At 66.8% G+C, this 22644-nt stretch carries 19 protein-coding genes; 8 read left to right on the top strand and 11 right to left on the bottom strand.

Annotated features, from left to right (window positions below; genetic code table 11):
* The first annotated feature begins 130 nt into the window (after nt 1–130).
* A complete protein-coding gene (locus ACZK4Z_RS19825) occupies nt 131–949 on the top strand; it encodes a hypothetical protein (protein WP_010481314.1) in 819 nt (272 codons plus the stop codon).
* 444 nt (nt 950–1393) lie between these two features.
* Here the strand turns inward: ACZK4Z_RS19825 and lpdA are convergent, their stop codons facing one another.
* The 3 genes from lpdA to ACZK4Z_RS19840 form a co-directional block, all read right to left on the bottom strand.
* Nucleotides 1394–3202 carry a dihydrolipoyl dehydrogenase gene (lpdA, locus tag ACZK4Z_RS19830; RefSeq protein WP_125893388.1) on the bottom strand — a complete coding sequence of 603 codons (1809 nt, stop codon included), beginning with the start codon at nt 3200–3202 and terminating at the stop codon, nt 1394–1396.
* 107 nt (nt 3203–3309) lie between these two features.
* A complete protein-coding gene (aceF, locus tag ACZK4Z_RS19835) occupies nt 3310–5022 on the bottom strand; it encodes a dihydrolipoyllysine-residue acetyltransferase (RefSeq protein WP_478450995.1) in 1713 nt (570 codons plus the stop codon).
* A gap of 167 nt (nt 5023–5189) precedes the next feature.
* A complete protein-coding gene (locus tag ACZK4Z_RS19840) occupies nt 5190–5705 on the bottom strand; it encodes a DNA-deoxyinosine glycosylase (protein WP_049460894.1) in 516 nt (171 codons plus the stop codon).
* Nucleotides 5706–5891: 186 nt separating this feature from the next.
* Here ACZK4Z_RS19840 and ACZK4Z_RS19845 point away from each other — a divergent pair, with 186 nt between their 5' ends.
* The 3 genes from ACZK4Z_RS19845 to glpK all read left to right on the top strand — a co-directional run bounded on the left by ACZK4Z_RS19845 (nt 5892) and on the right by glpK (nt 9767).
* Nucleotides 5892–6527 carry an OmpW/AlkL family protein gene (locus ACZK4Z_RS19845; protein ID WP_032129052.1) on the top strand — a complete coding sequence of 212 codons (636 nt, stop codon included), beginning with the start codon at nt 5892–5894 and terminating at the stop codon, nt 6525–6527.
* A 182-nt stretch (nt 6528–6709) separates the two neighbouring features.
* Nucleotides 6710–8188, top strand: coding sequence for a glycerol-3-phosphate dehydrogenase (gene glpD / locus ACZK4Z_RS19850; RefSeq protein WP_478450996.1), 1479 nt, complete (start codon nt 6710–6712; stop codon nt 8186–8188).
* 79 nt (nt 8189–8267) lie between these two features.
* Nucleotides 8268–9767, top strand: a complete 1500-nt coding sequence (gene glpK / locus ACZK4Z_RS19855; RefSeq protein WP_478450997.1) for a glycerol kinase GlpK — start codon at nt 8268–8270, stop codon at nt 9765–9767.
* 95 nt (nt 9768–9862) lie between these two features.
* Here glpK and ACZK4Z_RS19860 read toward each other — a convergent pair whose 3' ends face one another.
* Entirely contained in the window at nt 9863–10657 is a 795-nt protein-coding gene (locus tag ACZK4Z_RS19860) for a MetQ/NlpA family ABC transporter substrate-binding protein (protein WP_032129055.1), read from the bottom strand.
* A gap of 26 nt (nt 10658–10683) precedes the next feature.
* Entirely contained in the window at nt 10684–11655 is a 972-nt protein-coding gene (locus ACZK4Z_RS19865; RefSeq protein WP_010481302.1) for a helix-turn-helix transcriptional regulator, read from the bottom strand.
* 81 nt (nt 11656–11736) lie between these two features.
* Between ACZK4Z_RS19865 and ACZK4Z_RS19870 the strand changes: the two genes are divergently transcribed.
* Together ACZK4Z_RS19870 and ACZK4Z_RS19875 are read left to right on the top strand one after the other, a co-directional pair.
* Nucleotides 11737–12339, top strand: coding sequence for a LolA-like protein (locus ACZK4Z_RS19870; protein ID WP_478450998.1), 603 nt, complete (start codon nt 11737–11739; stop codon nt 12337–12339).
* A gap of 107 nt (nt 12340–12446) precedes the next feature.
* On the top strand, nt 12447–13223 hold the full coding sequence (locus ACZK4Z_RS19875) for a DUF481 domain-containing protein (protein ID WP_010481298.1): 777 nt from the start codon (nt 12447–12449) through the stop codon (nt 13221–13223).
* A 115-nt stretch (nt 13224–13338) separates the two neighbouring features.
* Here ACZK4Z_RS19875 and hemC read toward each other — a convergent pair whose 3' ends face one another.
* The 5 genes from hemC to mdoH all read right to left on the bottom strand — a co-directional run bounded on the left by hemC (nt 13339) and on the right by mdoH (nt 19222).
* Nucleotides 13339–14250 carry a hydroxymethylbilane synthase gene (gene hemC / locus ACZK4Z_RS19880; RefSeq protein WP_346487361.1) on the bottom strand — a complete coding sequence of 304 codons (912 nt, stop codon included), beginning with the start codon at nt 14248–14250 and terminating at the stop codon, nt 13339–13341.
* A 547-nt stretch (nt 14251–14797) separates the two neighbouring features.
* Nucleotides 14798–15529, bottom strand: coding sequence for a LytR/AlgR family response regulator transcription factor (locus tag ACZK4Z_RS19885; protein WP_010481294.1), 732 nt, complete (start codon nt 15527–15529; stop codon nt 14798–14800).
* 10 nt (nt 15530–15539) lie between these two features.
* The gene (locus ACZK4Z_RS19890; RefSeq protein WP_177179491.1) at nt 15540–16583 is read right to left on the bottom strand and encodes a sensor histidine kinase; all 1044 of its coding nucleotides are present in this window, start codon (nt 16581–16583) and stop codon (nt 15540–15542) included.
* Between the two features lie 3 nt (nt 16584–16586).
* Entirely contained in the window at nt 16587–17246 is a 660-nt protein-coding gene (locus tag ACZK4Z_RS19895) for an alpha/beta hydrolase (RefSeq protein ID WP_080291776.1), read from the bottom strand.
* A 50-nt stretch (nt 17247–17296) separates the two neighbouring features.
* Nucleotides 17297–19222, bottom strand: coding sequence for a glucans biosynthesis glucosyltransferase MdoH (gene mdoH, locus ACZK4Z_RS19900; RefSeq protein WP_478450999.1), 1926 nt, complete (start codon nt 19220–19222; stop codon nt 17297–17299).
* A 493-nt stretch (nt 19223–19715) separates the two neighbouring features.
* Between mdoH and ACZK4Z_RS19905 the strand changes: the two genes are divergently transcribed.
* Nucleotides 19716–21761 carry a TonB-dependent receptor domain-containing protein gene (locus ACZK4Z_RS19905; RefSeq protein ID WP_164080612.1) on the top strand — a complete coding sequence of 682 codons (2046 nt, stop codon included), beginning with the start codon at nt 19716–19718 and terminating at the stop codon, nt 21759–21761.
* Between the two features lie 60 nt (nt 21762–21821).
* Here the strand turns inward: ACZK4Z_RS19905 and ACZK4Z_RS19910 are convergent, their stop codons facing one another.
* Nucleotides 21822–21992, bottom strand: a complete 171-nt coding sequence (locus ACZK4Z_RS19910) for a hypothetical protein (protein ID WP_165929944.1) — start codon at nt 21990–21992, stop codon at nt 21822–21824.
* A 217-nt stretch (nt 21993–22209) separates the two neighbouring features.
* On the opposite strand from ACZK4Z_RS19910, the gene ACZK4Z_RS19915 reads away from it, so the two are divergent.
* Nucleotides 22210–22596, top strand: coding sequence for a DUF2628 domain-containing protein (locus tag ACZK4Z_RS19915; protein WP_071227807.1), 387 nt, complete (start codon nt 22210–22212; stop codon nt 22594–22596).
* Nucleotides 22597–22644: the final 48 nt, after the last annotated feature.

Consider the following 22644-nt stretch of genomic DNA (forward strand, 5'->3'; position numbering starts at 1 on the left):
GGCCATCTTTTTGCATCGTCGCGACAGCGCTGAACCGTGCACACTTCGTGGACCATACGTTCACGGATGGTGGACGGGCCTGTCCGGCACAGTGGTCTTCATTCTGATGAACCACTGCAAGGACTCTTCGATGCGCCCCGTACCCACCCTTCTCGCCCTCTCCCTGCTCGCCGCCGGCGCTTCGTTCGCCACTGCCGCCCACGCCGCTGAAGGCGACGACCGCTTCGCCCTGCGCCTGGGTGCGATGAACATCGACTCGGACAACACCCTTCGCGGCAAGACCAACGTCGCCGGCCAGGACATCGGCTTCTCCGAGGACTTCAAGCTGGGTGGCAAGGAGTGGGAACCGCGCATCGACGGCATGTTCCGCATCAGCAACCGCCAGCGCCTGCTGTTCAACTACTTCAAGTACGACAAGGACCGCCGCGAGACCCTTGGCCAGGACATCTCCTTCGGTGACGTCAACGTGCCGTCTGGCAGCTTCGTCAAGGGCGAACTGAAGTACCAGGTCGCCAGCCTGGTCTATGACTACTCGGTGGTGGACACCGATACCTTCGACCTCGGCCTGCAGCTGGGTGCCGAGTACGCCAAGGTCAGCACCAAGGCCTACGCCGATCTGGGTACCGTCTACGAAGGCCAGTTCCTCAATGAGAAGACGGACGGCGTGGCGCCGGTGGTCGGTGCGCGCCTGAGCTTCACCCCGTCGGAAAAGTGGATGATCACGCTGCAGGGCCAGTACCTCAACACGCGCTGGGGCAGCTTCGATGACTACAAGGGCGACCTGAGCCGCGCCAACGCCATCGTCGATTACCGCTTCACGAAGAACTTCGGTGTGTTCGCTGGCTACGACTGGTTCAAGCTCGACGCGGACAAGAAGGGCAGCGACGGCACCATCGGCCTGAAGCAGGAATTCAAGGGCCCGGTGGCCGGCGTCAGCTTCGTGTTCTGATCCCCCGCCCCTTCCACGGCACACTCTCTCCTGGCGCGGCCTCCGGAACATCGGGGCCGCGCTTTTTCTTTGCATCGTCGAGCAGAGAAGCAGGTTGGTCGAGCGCTGGGGGAAGAGGGGCTTGTGTGCGAATGTCCCCCGGCACCGGCCTGCGGCCGTCACCTCCTCCTTTACTTCGCACGCAAGCCCCTCTACCCCCGCGTGTCAGGCATCCAGGCGGGCCAAGCTGTGGCTCTCGACTATCCGCAAGCCGAGCCGCTGCGCGGGTGGCAGGCGCTTGGACAAAGTAAAGGAGGAGGCGACCGCCGCAGGCGGACGACGGGGGACATTTGTCCAGACGCCTGCCACCCGCGCAGCGGCCCCACCGCTCGCAAAAATCCGGAGCGGAGAAACAAAAAACCCCAGCAGATGCCGAGGCTTCTCGTTCGCGAAGGCGCGGGCGCCTTACTTCTTCTTCGGCATGTACAGATCGGTGATCGTGCCGTCGTAGATTTCCGAGGCCATCGCCACCGACTCGCTCAGCGTCGGGTGAGCATGGATGGTGTGGCCGATGTCTTCCGCCTCCGCACCCATCTCGATGGCCAGGCCGATCTCGGCCAGCAGGTCACCGGCGTGCACGCCGACGATCGCACCACCGATGATGCGGTGGGTCTCTTCGTCGAAGATCAGCTTGGTGAAGCCCTCGGTGCGGCCGATGCCGATCGCGCGGCCACTGGCGGCCCACGGGAACTTGGCCACGCCGACCTTCAGGCCCTTGGCCTTGGCTTCGGTCTCGGTCACGCCGACCCAGGCGATTTCCGGGTTGGTGTAGGCCACCGACGGAATCACGCGGGCCACCCACTCCTTCTTGTGGCCGGCAGCCACTTCGGCAGCCAGCTTGCCCTCGTGCGTGGCCTTATGGGCCAGCATCGGGTTGCCGACGATGTCGCCGATGGCAAAGATGTGCGGCACGTTGGTGCGCATCTGGCGGTCGACCGGAATGAAGCCGCGGTCGGTGACCTGCACGCCGGCCTTCTCGGCATCGATCTTCTTGCCGTTCGGCGAGCGGCCCACGGCCACCAGCACGCGGTCGAAGGTGCCCTGCGCCAGGGCCGGCGACTGGCCTTCCTCGGCGGCGTCGAAGGTCACGGTGATGCCCTTGGCATCGGCGGTGACGCCCGAGGCCTTGGTCTTCAGGTGCACTTCGATGCCCTGCTTCTTCAGGCGGTCAGCCAGCGGCTTGACCAGGTCCTTGTCGGCGCCCGGCATCAGCTGGTCCATGAACTCGACCACGGTCACCTTGCTGCCCAGCGCACCGTACACGGTAGCCATTTCCAGGCCGATGATGCCGCCACCGACAACCAGCAGCGAGCCCGGCACTTCGGCCAGCTCCAGCGCGTCGGTGGAATCCATCACGCGCTTGTCGTCCCACGGGAAGTTCGGCAGCTTCACCGCCTGCGAACCGGCAGCGATGATGCACTTCTGGAAGCGCAGCAGCTGGGTGCTGCCGTCAGCGGCAGTGATTTCCAGCTCGTTGGCCGAAACGAATTTGCCAACGCCCTGCACGCTGCGGACCTTGCGCTGCTTGGCCATGCCGGCCAGGCCCTTGGTCAGCTGGTTGACGACCTTTTCCTTGTACTCGCGCAGCTTGTCCAGGGTAATGGTCGGCTTGCCGAACTCGACGCCGAAATCACCGGCGTGGGCCACTTCGTCGATGACCGCTGCAGCGTGCAGCAGCGCCTTGGACGGAATGCAGCCCACGTTGAGGCAGACGCCGCCGAGGCTGGCGTAGCGCTCGACCAGCACCGTATCCAGGCCGACGTCGGCGGCGCGGAAAGCGGCGGTGTAGCCGCCCGGGCCAGAGCCCAGCACGACCATTTCGCATTCGATGTCGGCAGGCTTGCCGCTGGACAGCGCCGGCTTCGGCGCAGCCGGTTCAGCCGGGGCGCGGTGCGACGGGGTCACCGGCGGCTTGCTGGCCGGAGCGGCCGCTGCCGGGGCCGGCGCGGCGGCCTTGGCCGGGACTTCGGCGGCACCTTCGGCGTCCAGCACCACGACCACGGCGCCTTCGGACAGGGTGTCGCCCAGCTTGACCTTGATTTCCTTGACCACGCCGGCAGCCGAGGACGGCACTTCCAGGGTGGCCTTGTCCGATTCCAGGGTCACCAGACCCTGATCCTTCTTCACCGTGTCGCCGACGGCGACCAACACTTCGATCACCGGCACATCGCTGTAATCGCCGATGTCGGGAACCTTGACTTCAATCGTGGCCATGGTGGGTTTTCCTCGTGCCCGCGCGGCGGTACCGGCGGGCTGTCACTGCATCTGTTCACGCGGCCGCGCCAGGGGCGGCGGCCGCACGGTGGGGGCGAAGCGGTGCCTTACAGCAGCACGCGGCGCATGTCGGCCAGTACCTGCGACAGGTACGTGGTGAAGCGTGCGGCCAGGGCGCCATCGATGACGCGGTGGTCGTAGCTCAGCGACAGCGGCAGCATCAGCTTCGGTGCGAATTCCTTGCCGTTCCAGACCGGCTGGATGGACGACTTGGAGACGCCGAGGATGGCCACTTCCGGTGCATTGACGATCGGGGTGAACGCGGTGCCGCCGATGCCGCCCAGCGAGCTGATCGAGAAGCAGCCGCCACTCATGTCGGCCGGGCCGAGCTTGCCGTCGCGCGCCTTCTTGGCCAGTTCGCCGGTTTCCTGCGCGATCTGCACCACGCCCTTCTTGTCCACGTCGCGGATGACCGGCACGACCAGGCCGTTCGGCGTGTCGGCGGCAAAGCCGATGTGGAAGTACTTCTTCAGGGTCAGGTTTTCACCGCTGGCATCGAGCGAGGCGTTGAACTCCGGGAACTTCTTCAGCGCCGCGGCGCTGGCCTTGATCAGGAAGGCGAGCATGGTCAGCTTGATGCCGGCCTTCTCGTTTTCCTTGTTCAGCGCCACGCGCAGGCCTTCCAGGTCGGTAATGTCGGCCTGTTCGAACTGGGTGACGTGCGGGATCATGGCCCAGTTGCGGGCCAGGTTCGCACCCGAGATCTTCTTGATGCGCGACAGCGGCTGGACTTCGGTCTCGCCGAACTTGCTGAAGTCGACCTTCGGCCACGGCAGCAGGTTCAGGCCACCACCGGCAGCAACAGCAGCACCGCCGGCAGCCGGCACGCCACCGCTGAGTGCGGCCCTGACGAACTTCTGCACGTCACCCTTGGTGATGCGGCCACCCTTCTCGGTGCCGTTGATCTGCAGCAGGTCCACGCCCAGTTCGCGGGCGAACACACGCACCGCCGGGGTGGCATACGGCACCTTGGCCGGCAGCACGCCATCGGCGTTGAACTGCACCGGCGGGCTGGACGGGGTACCGGCCGAGGCGACCTCGCGGGCCGCCAGCTTGTCCGGCTGCGCCGGCACAGCGACCGGCTCGACCTTGGTGGCGGTCTCGGCGGCAGCCGGAGCGGCAGCAGCGGCTGCCTTGGTCGGCGCCGGCGCGGCAGCGCCCTCGGCCTCGATGATGGCGACCACATTGCCCTGCGACAGAGTGTCGCCGACCTTGACCTTCAGTTCCTTGACCACGCCAGCCACCGACGACGGCACTTCCATGGTGGCCTTGTCGCTTTCCAGCGTGACCAGGCCCTGGTCCTTCTTGACCGTGTCGCCGACGGCGACCAGCACTTCGATGACCGGAATGCCGGAATAGTCGCCGATATCCGGCACCAGCGCTTCAACCGCACCACCGCTGGCAGCCGGAGCGGCCGGCGCAGCTGCGGCCGGGGCCGGCGTGCTCTGGGTGGCAGCGGCCGGCGCTGCGGCCTTGGCCGGTGCCGGGGCGGCAGCGGCCGGCTTGGCAGCCTCGCCTTCAGCCACTTCGATCAGCGCCACGACCTTGCCCTCGGACAGGGTGTCACCGACCTTGACCTTGATCTCCTTGACCACGCCGGCGACGGCCGACGGCACTTCCATGGTCGCCTTGTCGCTTTCCAGCGTCACCAGGCCCTGGTCCTTCTTGACCGTGTCGCCGACGGCGACAAGCACCTCGATTACCGGGATATCGCTGTAGTCACCGATATCGGGGACAAGTGCTTCCTTGATTTCGGCCATGGGGATAACTCCGGCAATCTGGTGTAGGGAAACGTCTATTGTGCGGCCAGCGGGGGCCAGCGCCAACCGTTACAGGTGTTTTCAGTACTCACGCAGCCGGGACACGCTGTTGCTCATGGGTTGCGGCCGCGACCAGTCGGTAGCGTATTGTCCGGACGATGTCCGCTTCATGTCGCCAGTGCGTCGGCTACCGGCTGCCAGGCCTGGCGCAGCCGCGGCAGTGACCAGGCCGCGTTGGCCGGGCTGGTGGACGGCAGCGCCAGCAGCCTTGGCGGCGCCTCCAGGCCGGGCAGCACCCAACGCTGGAATGCCTTCAGCGATGCCGCACCGTTGCAGCCGATCAGCTCCAGCTCAGGAAGCGAAGCGATCAATGCCGGCAGCGCATTGGGTACTTCCGTGCCACGCACGATGTCGGCATCCAGGCTGCCACGCCGCTCGCACTGACCGATCACATCCCACAGACCCACACCGGCTGCCTGCAGTGCGCGCAGCCGTTGCGGGTACGCCAGGGCCACATCGAAGCCACAGATATCGGCCAGCACAGGCCAGAAGCGATTGCGCGGATGCGCGTAGTAGCGCTGCTCCTGCAATGACGCAACGCCGGGCATCGAACCCAGCAGCAGCACCCTGCAATCCGCCTTCACCTGCGCTTGCAGGCCGATGCACACCGTTGCTTCGCTCACATCTTCTCCAACTGCATGAATGTCGCCGAAGGCCGAAAAGCCCATGAAAACAGGCTTTTCGCTCCAGTCGCTGAACAAGGGAAACTATTTTTTAACGTGCGTCGGATTCGATTCATGTTGGGGCGACTACGGTGTGCTCGCCCCGCAACCGGGGGCCCAAAACAAGAAACATTAGGAGATACCCCCATGCGCTCCATCCGTATCCTGAGTCTCGCCCTGCTGACCTCCGCCGCCTTCGCGCCGGCCGCTTTCGCCCAGGACAGCAGCAGCACCGACACCGCTTCGGGCAAGCATTTTGCCGTTGTTGGCGGCATCTCGCTGCTGGAACCGAAGAACGACCCGATCACCGGCGTCAAGAAGACCGATGGTGGCCCGGCGCCGACCGTCAGCTTCAGCTACTACATCAACGACAACTGGGCCGTTGAACTGTGGGGCGCTGCCGACAAGTTCGACAACAAGTTCAAGGGCCCGAACAACGCCCGCCTGGGCTCGGTCGAGCAGCAGCCGATCGCGCTGAGCGGCCAGTACCACTTCGGCCAGGCTGACAACGTGTTCCGTCCGTTCGTGGGCGTGGGCTACTACCAGTCGAGCTTCAGCAACGAGAAGCTGGGCAACGGCGCTGACACCGACATCCGCTTCAAGGATGCCAAGGGCGTGATCGGCACCGTCGGCGTGGACATGAACATCAACTCCACCTGGTTCGCCCGTGCTGACGCCCGCTACATGCGCGCCCGCCCGGACGTGAAGGTTGGCGGCGAGAAGATCGGCGAAGCCAAGATGGATCCGTGGACCGTCGGCTTCGGCATCGGCGCCCGCTTCTGATCCAGGCTGCACCTGCTTCACTGATGTAACGCGACGGGCCCTTCGGGGCCCGTCGTCGTTTCCGTCACCCGCGTTCTGTAGAGTCGAGCTTGCTCGACTGCCTTTCGTAGAGTCGAGCTTGCTCGACTTTTGCAAGAGCAGTCGACTGACAGTCGACTCTACACACAGGATGCGGAGGCGCGATGCACGACGTCGACCTGCTGGTGATCGGTGGCGGTATCAACGGTGCCGGCATCGCCCGTGATGCCAGCGGCCGCGGCCTGCGCGTGCTGCTGTGCGAGCAGCACGACCTCGCTGGGCATACCTCCAGCGCCAGCAGCAAGCTGATCCACGGTGGCCTGCGCTACCTGGAACAGCGCGAGTTCGGTCTGGTACGCAAGGCCTTGGGCGAACGCGAAGTGGTACGCCGGCAGGCACCGTACCTGGTCCGCCCGCTGCGTTTCGTGCTGCCGTGGGAACCGCACCTGCGCCCACGCTGGATGCTGCGCGTGGGACTGTGGCTGTACGACCACCTGGGCCCACGCAGCCCGGCATTTCCCGCCTCGCGCGCCCTGGACCTTCAGCGTGATCCGCTCGGCCCCTGGCTCTCCCCGGATCTGCGGCAGGCCTTCAGCTACGCCGACGCGCAGGTCGATGACGCGCGTCTGGTACTGCTCAATGCCCTGGATGCTGCCTCGCGTGGCGCACAGGTACATGTGCGCAGCCGCTGCACCGAACTGCGCCCTGTGCAGGGCCGTTGGCAGGCCGTGCTGGAATCCGCCGATGGCCAGCAGCATGTGACCGCGCGCGCCGTCGCCAATGCGGCTGGCCCATGGGCCGGTGGCCTGCTGGAGCAGATGGAGGCCCGCAGCGGCGGCCCCGCGCTGCGGCTGGTACAGGGCAGCCACATCGTGCTGCGCCGCCCCTGGCCCGCTGACCGTGCCTGCCTGCTGCAGCAGCCCGATGGCCGCGTGGTGTTCCTGCTGCCGTTCACCCACGATCATCTGCTGATTGGCACCACCGACACCGACTACCGCGGTGACCCGGCGCGCTGCAGCGTGCTGCCTTCCGAGGTGAGCTACCTGTGCGCGGCCGCCAACCGCTATCTGCGTGAGCCGATCACTCCGGAAGACGTGGTCTGGCAGTTCGCCGGTGTGCGGCCACTGCTGGCCGACCCGGACCCGCGTGCGGCAACGCTGAGCCGCGACTACCGCCTTCAGCTGCAATCCAGCCCGGCGCCGGCGCTGCACGTGCTGGGCGGCAAGCTGACCACCTACCGGGTGCTGGCCGAGGAAACGCTGAACCTGCTGCGCCCTGCCCTGCCACAGATGGGACCGGCCTGGACGGCAGGCGGAGACCCGCTGCCGGGCAGCGACTGGGGTGACGCCACACAGGCGCGCTCCCGCTTGCAGGCGCTGGCACCGTGGTTGCCCGTGGAGATCGCACGGCGTTGGGCCGAAGCCTACGGCAGCCGCAGCGCCGCCCTTCTGCAGGGTGCACGGGGCATGGACGATCTTGGAGAGGACTTCGGCGGCGGCCTGCATGCGCGGGAAGTGGCTTTCCTGCGCGACCACGAATGGGCCTGGGACGCCGAGGACGTGCTGTGGCGGCGGAGCAAGCTGGGGTTGCGGCTGGATGCTGCGCAGGTGGCGCGGCTGCAGGCGTGGATCGATAGACGGTAGAGTCGAGCTTGCTCGACTGACATGAAAAGCAGTCGAGCAGGCTCGACTCTACCAACACCATCGCTACCGGAGACGCTGCATGACGCCCCGCTACGTGCTGGCCATCGACCAGGGCACCACCAGTTCGCGCGCGATCCTGTTCGACCGCGCCGGCGACATCGTCGGCAGCGCGCAGCGCGAATTCGCGCAGATCTTCCCGCAGCCAGGTTGGGTCGAGCATGACCCGCGCGAGATTCTCACCAGCGTCTATGCCACGCTGACCGAACTGCTCAGCCGCGGGCAGATCGACCCGCGCCACATCGCCGCACTGGGCATCACCAACCAGCGCGAAACCACCGTGGTCTGGGACCGTGCCACCGGACAGCCGATCCACAACGCCATCGTCTGGCAGTCGCGGCAGAGCCACGCCATCTGCGAGCGGCTGAAGTCCGAAGGGCATGAGGCGCTGATCCGCGAGCGCACCGGCCTGCTGATCGATGCCTATTTCTCCGCCACCAAGGTGCGCTGGATCCTCGACCACGTCGAGGGCGCGCAGCAGCGTGCCGAGCGCGGCGAGCTGCTGTTCGGCACCATCGACAGCTGGCTGGTCTGGAACCTCAGTGGTGGCCAGGCGCATGTGACCGACTACAGCAACGCGGCGCGCACGCTGCTGTTCAACATCCACACGTTGGACTGGGATGACGACCTGCTGGCGCTGCTGGACATCCCGCGCGCGATGCTGCCGCAGGTGCGCGATTCCAGCGCGGTGTACGCGCATACCCGGCCGCAGTTCTTCTTCGATCACCCGATCCCGATCGCCGGCATCGCCGGTGACCAGCAGGCGGCGCTGTTCGGCCAGGCCTGCTTCCAGCCGGGCATGGTCAAGAACACCTATGGCACCGGCTGTTTCATGCTGATGCACACCGGCGCGCAGGCGGTACGTTCGCGCAATGGCCTGCTGACCACCATCGCCTGGGGCCTGAACGGGCGCGTGGAATATGCACTCGAAGGTTCGATCTTCATCGCCGGCTCGGTGGTGCAGTGGCTGCGCGATGGGTTGCGCATGATCGAACGCGCCAGCGACAGCCAGGCGCTGGCCACGCAGGTGCCCGACAGTGGCGGTGCTTACCTGGTACCAGCATTTGTCGGCCTCGGTGCGCCCTATTGGCGCAGTGATGTGCGCGGCGCGATGTTCGGCCTGACCCGTGGCACCCGCAAAGCGCACTTCGTGCGTGCCGCGCTGGAGGCGATGGCCTACCAGACCCGCGACGTGCTCGATGCGATGCAGTCCGATGCCGGTATCGCGCTGACCGAGCTGCGCGCCGATGGCGGTGCGATCGGCAACGACTTCCTGGCCGGATTCCAGGCCGACATCCTTGGCGTGCCACTGCTGCGGCCGCGGCTGACCGAGACCACCGCACTGGGTGCGGCCTACCTGGCCGGCCTGGCGGTGGGGTTCTGGACCAGCCGCGAACAGATCGCCACGCAATGGGGCCTGGACCGGCGCTTCGAGCCACAGATGGAGGTGGCGCGGCGCGAGAAGCTGTATGCGGGATGGCAGCAGGCCGTGGCGGCCACCCTCGCCTTCCACGTCGACTGACGGTAGTGCCGGCCGCTGGCCGGCAACCCTATGATGTTTGGGGGCGCCTGGAGATTGCCGGCCAGCGGCCGGCACTACCACATGGCCAGCGGCCGTCAGAACGCCGGCAGCACCGCGCCCTTGTACTTGGTCTCGATGAAGGCCTTCACCTGCGGGCTGGTCAGGGCCTTGGCCAGCTTCTGCACGCGGGCGTCGTCCTTGTTGTCCGGGCGTGCGACCAGGAAGTTCACGTACGGCGAGTCCTTGCTCTCGATCGCCAGTGCATCCTTGGTCGGGTTGAGGCCCGCATCCAGTGCGTAGTTGGTGTTGATCAGGGCCAGGTCGACCTGGTCCAGCACGCGCGGCAGCATCGCCGAGTCCAGCTCGCGGAACTTCAGGTTCTTCGGGTTTGCAGTGATGTCGCGCTGGGTCGACAGCGCGTTGGTCGGATCCTTCAGCTCGATCACACCGGCCTTGTGCAGCAGGATCAGTGCACGGCTGTTGTTGCTCGGGTCGTTCGGGATCACCACGTCGGCACCTTCGCGCAGCTCGGCCAGCGACTTGATCTTGCGCGAGTACGCACCGAACGGCTCGATGTGCACGCCGATCACCTTCACCAGATCGGTCTTGCGATCGCGGTTGTAGGCATCCAGATACGGCTCGGTCTGGAAGTAGTTGGCGTCTACCTGCTTCTGCACCAGCTGGTCGTTGGGCTGCACGTAGTCGTTGAACACGCGCACGTCCAGGTCCACGCCTTCCTGCTTGAGGATGGGCTTGACCACTTCAAGGATCTCGGCATGCGGCACGGCCGTGGCGGCCACCACCAGCTTCTGCGAGGGCTCGCCGGACTTGCCGCAGGCGGTCAGGGCCAGCGCAGCGGCGAGCAGGGGCAGCAACAGGGTCTTCTTCATGGGCGGAAGGGTTCTCGGGGGGAGTGTCAGGAGTTGTCGTAGTTGCTCAGGGCGAGCTCAAGCAGCGCCTTGGCCTGCTCGCGCAGCATCACCGGTTCGACGATCTCGGCATCCGAGCCGTAGTGCAGCACGTCCATCAGCAGCTCGCGCGAGACGCTGTACGGCACCTTCAGTTCATAGCGGCCATCGGCCAGGAAGCGGCCCTGCTGCTTGGAATGCCAGTGCTCGTCGGCCACCCAGCGGGCGGCCTTGGCGCTGAACAGGATGGTCGCCCAGCCCTTCGGCGCACCGGAGAAGATGCCGTAGCTGGCCCCGAGCTGCTCGTCCAGCTCGCTGTCGGCCACGTCGCGGGCGGTGCTGTCGATCACCCGCGCCTTGTGGATGCGATCCACGGCAAAGCTGCGCAGCGCCTCGCGGTCATGGTCCCAGGCATCCAGGTACCAGTTGTCGCGATAGTGGGTCAGGCGCTGCGGCGAAACGGTGCGCTTGGTCGGCTCGTCGGTGGAACGGGCGCGGTACTCGAACGCCAGCTGGCGGCGCTCCAGCACCGCCGAAGCCACGCTGCGGAAGCTGCCTTCATCGAACTTGCGGCCACGGTGCGGAATCACCCGCACCCGGTCCACCGGCCAGCTGGAAACGCCAGCCTGGGCCGCCAGCAGGCTCTCGATGCGCTGCTGCAGCGGTGCCAGCACCGAGGACAGCACGCCGCCGCCGGTCCGCGCCAGCAGGTGCTGCGAGGCCAGCAGGGCGTGCAGTTCCTCCGAACTCAGCCACAGGCCGGGCAGCTCGAAGCGGTCGCTCTCGTCGGCCTGGTAACGGAAGCCGGCTTCGCCGTCGCCCTCGATCGGTGCCATCAGCGCATCGCGCAGGAAGGCCAGATCGCGGTAGACGGTGGCACGGGAGCAACCGAGCTTGTCCTGCAGGGTCGCCACCGTCACCGGATAGCGTGCGGACTTGAGCAGACGATGCAGGGCGGTGATGCGTTCGTATCGGTCCATACCCCCGATTATGTCCGAGTCGCGGGTCTTGTGTGGGACGTTTGGGCTATCGTGGTCGCCCCCACCCCTCTGGAACACCCGATGCGCCGGTTGCCTGCCCTGTCCCTGCTGGCCTGCCTGCTGCTGGCCGCCTGTGATCGCGCGCCCGCCCCGGCCAGCACCGAAGCGCCCGTGCCTGCGGCGGATCCGGCGCTGGCGGTGCTGGGCGCCAGCCAGCGCTTCTCGGCCCTGCGCAGCTTCCACGCCGAACTGGAGGTGCTGGGCGCGCCACAGCCGGTGCGCAGCGCCATGGACTTCGTCGCCCCCGACCGCTTCCGGGTGCAGACCCCGGCCGGTCCGCAGACGATCATCGGCGACACCATGTTCCTGCAGGCCGACGACGCGATCCGGCAGGTGCCGACCCCGCCGGGCCTGCTCGAGCAATGGCGCAACCCGCTGCCGGCCGATGCCCTGCCCGCCGATCTGCAGGCCGAAGACCTGGGCAGCCAGTCGCTGGACGGGGTCGAGACGCGTCACTACCGCCTGCGTGGCGCGCAGCCCGGCGAACGCCTGGAGTACTGGGTGGACGCGCAGGGCCTGCCGCGGCAGATCGTACGCAGCGGCAGCAGCAATGGCCGCAGCTTCCAGCTGCGCCTGCGCTATTCGCGCTTCAACGACCCGGCATTGCGCGTCGATCTGCCCTGAATAGGCGATCGCGGCAACGCCTGCTGAAGAAACCGTTTGGATCGATTCGGACCGCCATCACGCTTCCAGTATCATCACCGGCTGTCAACCGCTTCGGAGAAGCCCCGATGTCCCTGCGCGTGTCCCTGCTGATCCCCCTGCTGCTGTGCGCACCGCTCGCGTATGCGCAGGATGCCTCCGAACTGGCGGCGATGTCCTCGCCGTGGAGCGGCAGTGGCGGCGAGCTCGGTTTCGCTTCGGCACGCGGCAACAGCAGCACCGAGAGCTTCAACGGCCGCCTGCGCCTGCGCTACACCGATGGCGACTGGGTGCACAGCATGGACCTGGCTGGCCTGCGCTCCAGCTCCAAGGTGATCGAGACCCGCGACGACGGCTCCACCAGCCGCCGCAACAACACCACCGCCAACCGTTATACCGGCAGTGCCGGCAGCGCGCTGCAGCTGGGCGAGCACCGCCAGCTGACGGCCACGGTGCGTACCGAGCGCGATGACTTCGCCACCTACGACCGCCAGAGCTCGTTCGGTCTGGGTTACGGCACCCGCCTGTGGAACACCGAGCGTTTCTCGTTCGACGCGCAGATCGGCCCCGGTGTGCGCCGCACCCACAGCACCGAGGACGACCGCACCCGCACCGGCATGATCGGCCGCGGCCTGTTCGACATGAAGTACTCGCTGACCGACAACACCGACCTGGTCAACACCCTGCTTGTCGAGTCGGGTTCCTACAACACCTTCGGCCAGAACGACTTCGGTGTTTCGGTGAGCATGAACGAACATCTGGCGCTGAAGGCCGGCTGGCAGGCGCGTTACAACAGTGATGTGGCCGAGGACAAGCGCAAGACCGATACGCTGACCACGATGAACGTGGTCTACAAATTCAAATAAGAAACGGGCGCCGAAGGCGCCCGTTCTTCTTTCGGTAGTGCCGGCCGCTGGCCGGCAACTGCATTCAACCGGGGGCGCGAGGTTGCCGGCCAGCGGCCGGCACTACCTGCAATGCTCAGACGTTCAGCAGCTCGCCGGCACCGGCATCCAGCAGCATCGTCGCCACGCGCTGGCCCAGTGCTTCCGGGTCGCTGGCCGGCCCTACGGCCTCGGCACGCACCGCACGACCATCACTGGCACTACCGACCAGGCCCTGCAGGTGCAGGTCGGTGCCCTGCCACTGCGCGATCGCCGCCACCGGCACGTGGCAGCTGCCATGCAACGCACGGTTCATCGCCCGCTCGGCTTCCACGCAGGCGCGCGTTTCCGTGTCATCCAAGCCCGCAAACAGCGCCATCAGGCGCGCATTGCCACCGTCGCACTCCACCGCCACCGCGCCCTGCGCCGGGGCCGGCAGCCACTGCGGCGGTTGCAGGCGCGCGACGATGCGCGCGCCCAGGCCCAGACGCTCCAGGCCGGCCACGGCCAGCACGATGGCGTCGTAGCCACCGTTGTCGAGCTTGGCCAGGCGGGTGTTGACGTTGCCGCGCAGGTCCAGCAGTTCCAGGTCCGGGCGCAGCGCGCGCAGCTGGGCCTGGCGGCGCAGCGACGAGGTGCCAACCCGCGCACCGATCGGCAGCGCATCCAGCGAGGCGTACAGGTTGGAGACGAAACCATCGGCCGGATCGTGGCGGGTCAGCATCGCCGGCAGCGCGAAGGGTTCATCCAGTTCCATCGGCACATCCTTCAGCGAATGCACGGCGCAGTCGGCCTCGCCACGCAGCATGGCCAGCTCCAGTTCCTTCAGGAACAGGCCCTTGCCACCGATGGCGGCCAGCGAGCGGTCCAGCACCTCGTCACCGCGGGTGCTCATCGGCACCAGTTCCACATGCAGGCCGGGGTGGGCCTGGCGCAGGCGATCGGCGACGTGTTCGCTCTGCCAGAGGGCGAGCGGGCTCTTGCGGGTGGCGATGCGGACGGTTTCCATCCGGTCATTATCGCGCCTATCGGCGGGATACGGCCAACGGCGGAGCCCCTCGTGGCTGGTGCGTCAGCTGGATCTATCGCGCTTGGCCGGACGGGGTGGGTTCGCGGGGGACGCCGTGAATCCGTCCATGGAGGCTTGGCCGCGGCATCCATGCCGCGGACACCCCCGCGAACCCACCCCGCCCGGCCTCTGACAGTTTCCGTGCCCGCCAGCCACGGAAGATCAAAAGAAGAGCAGAGCAACAGCGGGTCGCTTCGCTCTGAGTCGAGCATGGCTCGACTCTACATTTCTCTCCCCACCCGATAACACCAACGCTTTTGCTGTCCGTCACCGGGAAATTCGCGAGGGTGAGGCGGGATGGGCGGGCGGGACCGTTGGCGCCATGGATGGCGCCATCGAGACCCCATGGATGGGTTTACGGCGTGTCCCGCCCGCCCATCCCGCCTCACCCAGCACGTAGAAACACCGAGCCATGACCCGCTGTTGCTGTTGCTGTTGCTTCAGACGTTGCTCGTAAGCAGTCGCGGCCGCAGGCCGCGCGGAACACTCACAGATGCCGCAGTTCCTGCTTCAGCGTCGCCACGCAGCGGCGGCTGACTTCCAGCGGTTGCTTGCCATGGCGCAACATCGCCTGCACCTGCCCACCCGTGCCACGACGCAGCTCCACCAGCTCATGGCGTGCCACCAGGCAGTTGCGATGGATGCGGATGAAGCGGCTGGCGAACTCTTCTTCCAGCGACTTCAGCGACTCTTCGATCAGGTCCTCGCCGCGCGCGTGGTGCACCACCACGTACTTCTCTTCGGCCTGCAGGTAATGGATGTCGTCCAGCGGAATCAAGCGCAGGCTGCCGCGCAGGCGCGCGCACAGCATGCTGCGCGCCTGCTGCCCGCGGTGGTCCTGTGGCTGGCCATCGCGGCCGGCCAGGAACGTGCGCGCGCGCGCGATGGCCGCGGCCAGACGCTCGGCACGTACCGGCTTCATCAGGTAATCAATCGCGGCCGCCTCGAACGCCGACAGCGCATGCGCATCGTAAGCGGTGCAGAACACCACCGCCGGCCGTGGCTCGAAGCTGGCCAGGTGGCGGGCGGCTTCCAGGCCATCCAGCCCGGGCATCGCGATATCCAGCAGGACCAGGTCCGGCTGCAGTTCCGCGCACGCGTGCAGGGCCTGCTCGCCGTTGCCGGCCTCGGCCACTACATCCACGCCGTCCTGCGCTGCCAGCAGGCTGCGCAGGCGCTCACGCGCCAGCGGTTCGTCATCGGCGATGACTACCCTCACGATCGCTCCCTCACTGGATCGGCACTGTCACCTGGCAGGCATAGTAGCCCTCGCTCCAGCCAGCCGTCATCCGCGCGGCGCTGCCGAAGCGCCAGGCCAGCCGATGGCCGATGCTGTGCTGGGCATGGCCGGCACCGCGCGCCAGGGCCAGCCCGGGGGCCTGCGGGTCGGGCGCCGGATTGCGCACGCAGATCTGCAGTTCATTACCCTCGCGCATCAGCTGCAACTCGATGGTGCCACCCTCGGGCAGCCGCGAGATGCCATGCAGCACGGCGTTCTCCACCAGCGGCTGCAGTACCAGGCGAGGCAGGGGAAGATCCCAGGGCAGCGGTTCGTCGCGCTGCCAGCGCACCTGCAGGCGCTCGCCCAGGCGCAGTGATTCGATCGACAGGTAGCGCTCGGCCAGCTCGCATTCGTCACGCAGGGTGGAATCACCCTCGCCCGCCCCCAGCGCGGCACGGAACAGATCGGACAGGTCCAGCACCGCACGCTCGGCCACGACCGGGTCGCGATGCAGCAGGCTGGCGATCAGGTTCATGCTGTTGAACAGGAAGTGCGGGCGGATCCGCGCCTGCAGGGCATCGGCCTGTGCGCGTGCGTTGGCCTGTACCTGCGCGGCCCAGCGATCACTCACATAGAAGTAGCGCAGGGCCAAGGCAGTGATCAGCGCCGTCGTCGCCGCGCTGCCCAGCGTGAAGCGCCAGAAGCTGATGCCGCGGGCGAAGCTGTCGCCAAGCACCGCGTACAGGGCATGCACGATGCCCGCGCAGACCACCGCGATCAGCGTCGCCAGTGCGATGGCCGAGACCGCCCCCAGAACCTGTGGCAACCTCGACAACGCGTTCCGCAGCAGGCACAGGCTGGCCGTTACGGCCAGCGCCAGCCACAACGCGAAACCACTGGCCGACAGCAGTTCGCCCACAGTCCAGTGGCGGCTGCCATCCGGGGCCAGGGCCAGCACCACCACCACCAGTTCGGCCAGGCCGAGCATCGCCGCCAGCCGCGGCAGGCGGCACAGTTCCGGCATCCAGGGCGGGGCGCTGGCCGGCGGCATGGGTCAGGCAGCGCCCAGGCGTTCCTGCAACCAGTCACCCAGCGCCTGGATCTCTTCGGCGCAGACCTGGTGGGCCATCGGGTAACTGTGCCATTCCACCTCCAGGCCCAGCGCCTGCAGTGCCTGCGCACTGTGTGCGGCCACCGCCTGCGGAATCACCGGATCGCTGCTGCCGTGGGCCATGAACACCGGCACCTGCACGGCGCCTTCAGCGCGCTTTGCGCCGTCGGCTTCGGGCAGGTAGGTGGACAGCGCGATCAGGCCGGCCAGCGGCGCAGTGCGTGACAGCGCGGCGGTCAGGATGATCGCGCCCCCCTGCGAGAAACCGGCCAGGAAGATCTTCTCCGGCGCGATGCCACGCTCGATCTCGCGCGCGATCAGCGCATCCAGCTGCACCACCGATTCCTGCACGCCCACCATGTCGGCGCGCGAACGGAAATCCATGCCGACGATGTCGTACCAGCCGCGCATCGGCACGCCGTTGTTGATCGTGATCGGCCGCACCGGTGCATGCGGGAACACGAAGCGCAGCGCCGGCCAATGCGGACGCACCAGCTCCGGCACGATCGGCGCGAAGTCGTGGCCATCGGCACCGAGGCCGTGCAGCCAGATCACCGACCACTGCGGCGAGGCGCCGGTCTCCTGTTCCACCGTTTGCAGCATGATGCGGCTCCTTCAAGTTCGAGCCGCATTATGCCGCTGCCGCGGGACGATCAGTACAGCGGCGGTTGTTCGGCCGCTTCCCGGCGCAGCTGCGCGGCGCGTACCAGCACCGGCGGCGGGATGTTCTCCTCGGGGATATCAAGCAGGCCAAGACGGTGCAGGAAGGCGCCGGGGCCACGCGAAGACGTCAGTGCCACCACCGGTACCGCCAGCACCATGCCGATCACCACCGGCGCCATCCACGCGGCCAGCGATGGCGACACCGCCCAGGCCAGCATGCCCATGAAGGCGCCGAACACCCCCAGCCCACCGTAGCCACGGATCAGCGCCAGCCACGAAATGCCACCATCGTCACGCTGCTGCGCGTCCCACCCCGAATCGCGGCCGGACAGCACTTCGGCCACGCCGCGCGACTGCACGTACATCACCACCGGCGCCATCAGCGCGGCCAATACGGTTTCCACCAGCATCGAGACGAACGCGCGCAGGGCACCGCCACACCCGCGGCGGTCGACCGGGTCCAGCAGCATCGCCAGGTAACCCAGCACCTTGGGCAGCAGCAGCACCGCCATGGTCGCCGCGAACAGGCGCACCACCTGTTCCTCGTCCTGGGCCCGCCAGTACACGCTGGGCGACAGGTGCAGCAGCGCGTTGAAATCGATGCCTTCCTGGAACAACGGGATGGCGATGCCGATCAGCATCAGCATCGCCCACATCGGCGCGGTGAAGTAATGACCGATGCCGATCAGCATGTGCATGCGGCTGATCCAGTGCAGGCCACGGCTGCCGACCACCTTGCCGTGCTGCAGGTTGCCCTGGCACCAGCGGCGGTCGCGCACCAGCAGGTCGGTCAGGGTCGGCGGACCTTCTTCATAGCTGCCGCCCAGGTACGGCACCATGTGCGCGGCCCAGCCGCCACGACGCATCAGCGCCGCTTCGACGAAGTCATGGCTGAGCACGTGGCCACCGAACGGCTTGCGCCCCGGCAGCGCCGGCAGCCCGGCCTGATCGGCGAAGGCGCGGGTGCGGATGATGGCATTGTGGCCCCAGTAATTGCTCTCGGCACCGTGCCACCAGGCCACGCCGCGTGCGATCACCGGCCCGTACACGCGGCCACCGAACTGCTGCATGCGCGCGAACAGAGTGCGGCCACCGATCACCGACGGCAGGGTCTGGATCAGGCCGACGTCGGCGTTGTGCTCCATGCCCGCGACCAGGCGCACGATGCTGTCGCCGGTCATCAGGCTGTCGGCGTCGAGGATCAGCATCTGCGGGTAGGCGCCGCCGAAGCGCCGGACCCAGTCGGCGATGTTGCCGGCCTTGCGCCCGCTGTTGTCGCCACGGCGGCGGTAGAACAGCCGCGCCTGGCCATCGGGCACGCGCTCGCGCAGTTCGGCGAACACCTGCTCCTCGGCCCGTGCGATGTCTTCGCGCCGGGTATCACTGAGCACGAAAAAGTCGAACCGGTCGAGCTGGCCGGTGGCGGCCACCGACTCGTAGATCGCCTGCAGGCCGGCCAGCAGCCGGCGCGGATCTTCGTTGTAGGTCGGCATCAGCAGCGCGGTGGGGCTGTGCACTGTCGGCAGTGGCTTGTCCGGGTCGATGCCGAGGCGATACCCCCGGTCGAACACGGCAGTCAGGAAGCCGGCCACGGCGCTGGCGAAAGACAGCGCGATCCAGGCGAACAGGCCGACAAACAGCACCAGCAGGCAGGCCTCGAGCACGCTGATGCCATTGGCCGACAGCACCCGCCACATCATCCGGGTAGCGATGGCGGTCATCGCCAGCGTGCCGCCGAAGATATAGAACCGGCGCAGGCCGATCAGCCGCGGCGAGGTGCGGTGGCGGCGAACCTTCAGTTGGCCTTCGCGCAGGGTCTGCTCGGGCATCTGCAACGGCGATTCGGCCGGCAGCAGCGTCCAGCCGGCATCAAGCCGGGACGTATCTGCTTCCGCATGGATGGTCTGCACCTCCATTGCCGCCTACTCCGCGCAGTCGGCACGGCCGGCCATCCCGGCCGGGCTGCATGCACCAAGGTTCCCGGCGCGCTTTCCCGGCGCCCGCACTTGTCCTGGCTGCGTCGGCGTCACGCCACGCAGTCGCTGTCTGTCACTACCGGAACCCACACGATCTCCAACGGGGCGGAATCGAAAATGCGGCTCAGTCTAGGGCGCCGGATGTAAGCCGAGTGCGAAGGTCTACGCCGGGATTTATCCCCATTCAGCAAACAGCAGGCGAGTGCCGGGGCAGGGGAACGGATGTCACTTGGTCGCCCCAGGTACTGGATCGTAACAAACGCGAACGGTTATCATTTCATTAACCAGGCAGGTCACCGTCTTCCGCACGGCCGAGACCCACCCAGCTGCGCCGGTTCCAACCCAGCGCCCAACGACCCATGGAAGGGGGCTGCCTGCTGTCTGCGTGCGCCTGCTGCTTCCACCGGGTCCCCCTCCTCCGATGGAAGCCGTCATGTCCCTGTCGTTCCGTACCCCTTCCGCGCGCCTGCCGCGCACCCGCTTGGCCTGCGCTCTGGCCACCGCCTGCCTGCTGGCCCTGCCCGGCCTGGCCGCCGCAGAGGCCAGCGCCGATGCCTCCACCAAGGATCTGGATACCGTGGTGGTCACCGCCTCGGGCAACCAGCAATGGATCAAGGATGCACCGGCCAGCATCAGCGTGATCAGCCGTGAGGACATCGAGCGCCAGCCGGTGCACGACCTGGCCACCCTGCTCAGCCGCGTGCCGGGCGTGACCGGTGGCCTCAGCGCGGTCGGCGAGCAGTCCAAGATCAAGCTGCGTGGCATGCCGTCCAATTACACGCTGGTGCTGGTGGACGGCAAGCGCATGGGCAGCTCGGCCTCGACCAACTACCGTCCCGACCTCGGCCGCCAGGATCTGAACTGGATCTCGCCCGACCAGATCGAACGGATCGAGGTGGTGCGCGGACCAATGTCGTCGCTGTACGGCTCCGACGCCATGGGCGGCGTGATCAACATCATCACCAAGCGCATCGGTGATGACTGGAACGGCAGCGCCACCCACAGCTATACCCGCCCGGGTGATGGCAAGCGCGGTGATACCCAGCAGATCGGTGCGACGTTCTCCGGCCCGCTCGGCGAGCGCTTCGGCCTGCGCATCGGTGCCAACAGCATGCGCCGCGACTCGGACCGCTCCAACGGTGGTGTCTATGGCAATGCCTACGCCGGCGAGAAGGACCGCAATGTCGACGCGCTGCTGCAGTGGAAGCTCAGCGATGCGCAGGAACTGTCGCTGGAAGCCGGCCACGGCGTGCAGCAGGCCTTCATCGACGCGTCGCTGGAAAAGCAGGACGAAGGCGCCTGGGGTGCCAGCGAACTCAAGCGCAGCTCGCTGGCGCTCAACCACGATGGCAAGTGGAGCTTCGGCAACTCGAAGCTCAGCGCGTACTGGACCGAGTACAAGAACGACATCGGCGCCACCGGCCGCTCCGAGGCGACCGATACGATCATCGAAGGCAGCCTGACCACGCCCTTCACCCTGGGCGTTGAACACCAGTTCGCCGTCGGTGGTCAGTGGAAGCGCCAGGAACTGACCAACACCGATACCATCGGCCGCGCGCCGATCGACTATGCCGGCAATGCCGTCAGCGGCTCCAACCTGGAAGTGGATACCTGGGCACTGTTCGTTGAGGACGAACTGAAGCTGCACCGCACGCTGGCGCTGACCCTGGGCGCACGCCTGGACCACCATGAGAAGTTCGGCAGCCACGTCAGCCCGCGTGCGTACCTGGTCTGGCACCCGGCCGAACAGTGGACGATCCGCGGTGGCGTCTCCAAGGGCTTCCGCGCGCCCAGCCTGACCGAGAACTCGCCCAGCGCGGCCACCCAGTCCGGCGGCCGCGGCTGCACCTCGCTGATCCCGCTGGGCTATACCCGCGGTGGCTGCTACATGGCCGGCAACCCGGACCTGGACCCTGAAACCAGCACCAACCGAGAGATCGGCATCAGCTTCGACAATGACCTGTTCGATGCCGGCCTGACCTACTTCCATACCGACTTCAAGAACAAGATCGAGTACGCGCCCCTGGGCAAGTTCAACGGCATCTGGTGGACGCGCATGAGCAACGTGCAGCGCGCGCGCACCAGTGGCATGGAAGGCAACTTCAATGTCCGCTTCGGCGAGCAGTGGCGCTGGCGCACCTCGGCCACCTGGATGAAGGAAGCCAAGAACCTGACCACCGGCAGGAACCTGATCGATACGCCGGAGTTTTCCGGCTATTCGTCGCTGGACTGGACGCCCAACACGGTGTTTTCCAGCAGCCTGTCGGCGCAGTACACCGGCAAGCAGACCGGTACCGCCACGACCTTCCTCAAGGCCTACACCCTGTATGACCTGACCGCAGCCTGGAACGTCAACGAGGTACTGACCCTGCGCGGCGGCGTCAGCAACCTGGCCGACAAGAAGCTGTATGCGGAAGGCTCCACCGACTACTTCGTGGCCGGGCGCAGCTACTTCATGAGCATGACCGCGCGGTTCTGACCGGCTGCGCGCGCCGCGATCGCGCTGGCAGCACGCCAGCGCGATCGGCGGTGTTGCGGATTACTCGCTTTCCAGCGCGGCCGCGGCCGCGTTCTGCGTAGCGGCCGTGCGTGCACGGTCCATCGCTACCGCCAGTTGCTGGCGTGCGAGCAGTTGTTGTGCCTGCACCACTTCAGGTGTCGGCAGGAGCACCGGTCCCGGTGCGTTTTCCGGTATAGCAGGTGTGGTCATGCAACCTCCATGGACATCCCGCCGCCGCCCGGGTTCAGCTGGGGCGGCAGCGGAACTGCGCACCCTATCCTAAAAACAAGGCGGATGGGTGACGGTGCGGCGCCCCGCCGCAGGCCTGCACATGCCGGGCGCGTCACATTTTTGACGGTTGAGGGTAGTTTCCTGAACCGTCGGCCTCGTATCATGTAACCGTTTTCCTACAAGGACGTAATCGTCAATGAACGCCGTCGACCTCTCCCGCTTCAGCCCGAAGTGGCAGTTCCGCTTCAATTTCTTCCAGCAGCACGGCGCTCCGAAGGAGCCGCGCTTCAAGGAAGCCTGGAAGGCGCTGTCCTTCGGCGACCGCCTCAAGATCAACATCAACTTCTTCGCCTTCTTCTTCGGCTTCATCTACCTGTTCATTCTGGGCATGTGGCGCAAGGCGCTGGTGGTGATCGGCATCGGCCTCGTGCTGGGCATCGTGTCCCTGTTCCTGCCGGACATCATCGCGCGCCCGCTGTTCATCGCCATGAACTTCCTGGTTGCCGCCAGCACCAACTACAGCTACTACCTGGAGCAGGTGAAGGGCAAAGCCAGCTGGAATCCCTTCGAAGGCATGTTCTGACGCGATGCTGCCGCCGCACTCCGGCCTGGCATAGCATCAAGCAGAAAT

The organism is Stenotrophomonas sp. 71799_Sma, from assembly GCF_056482505.1.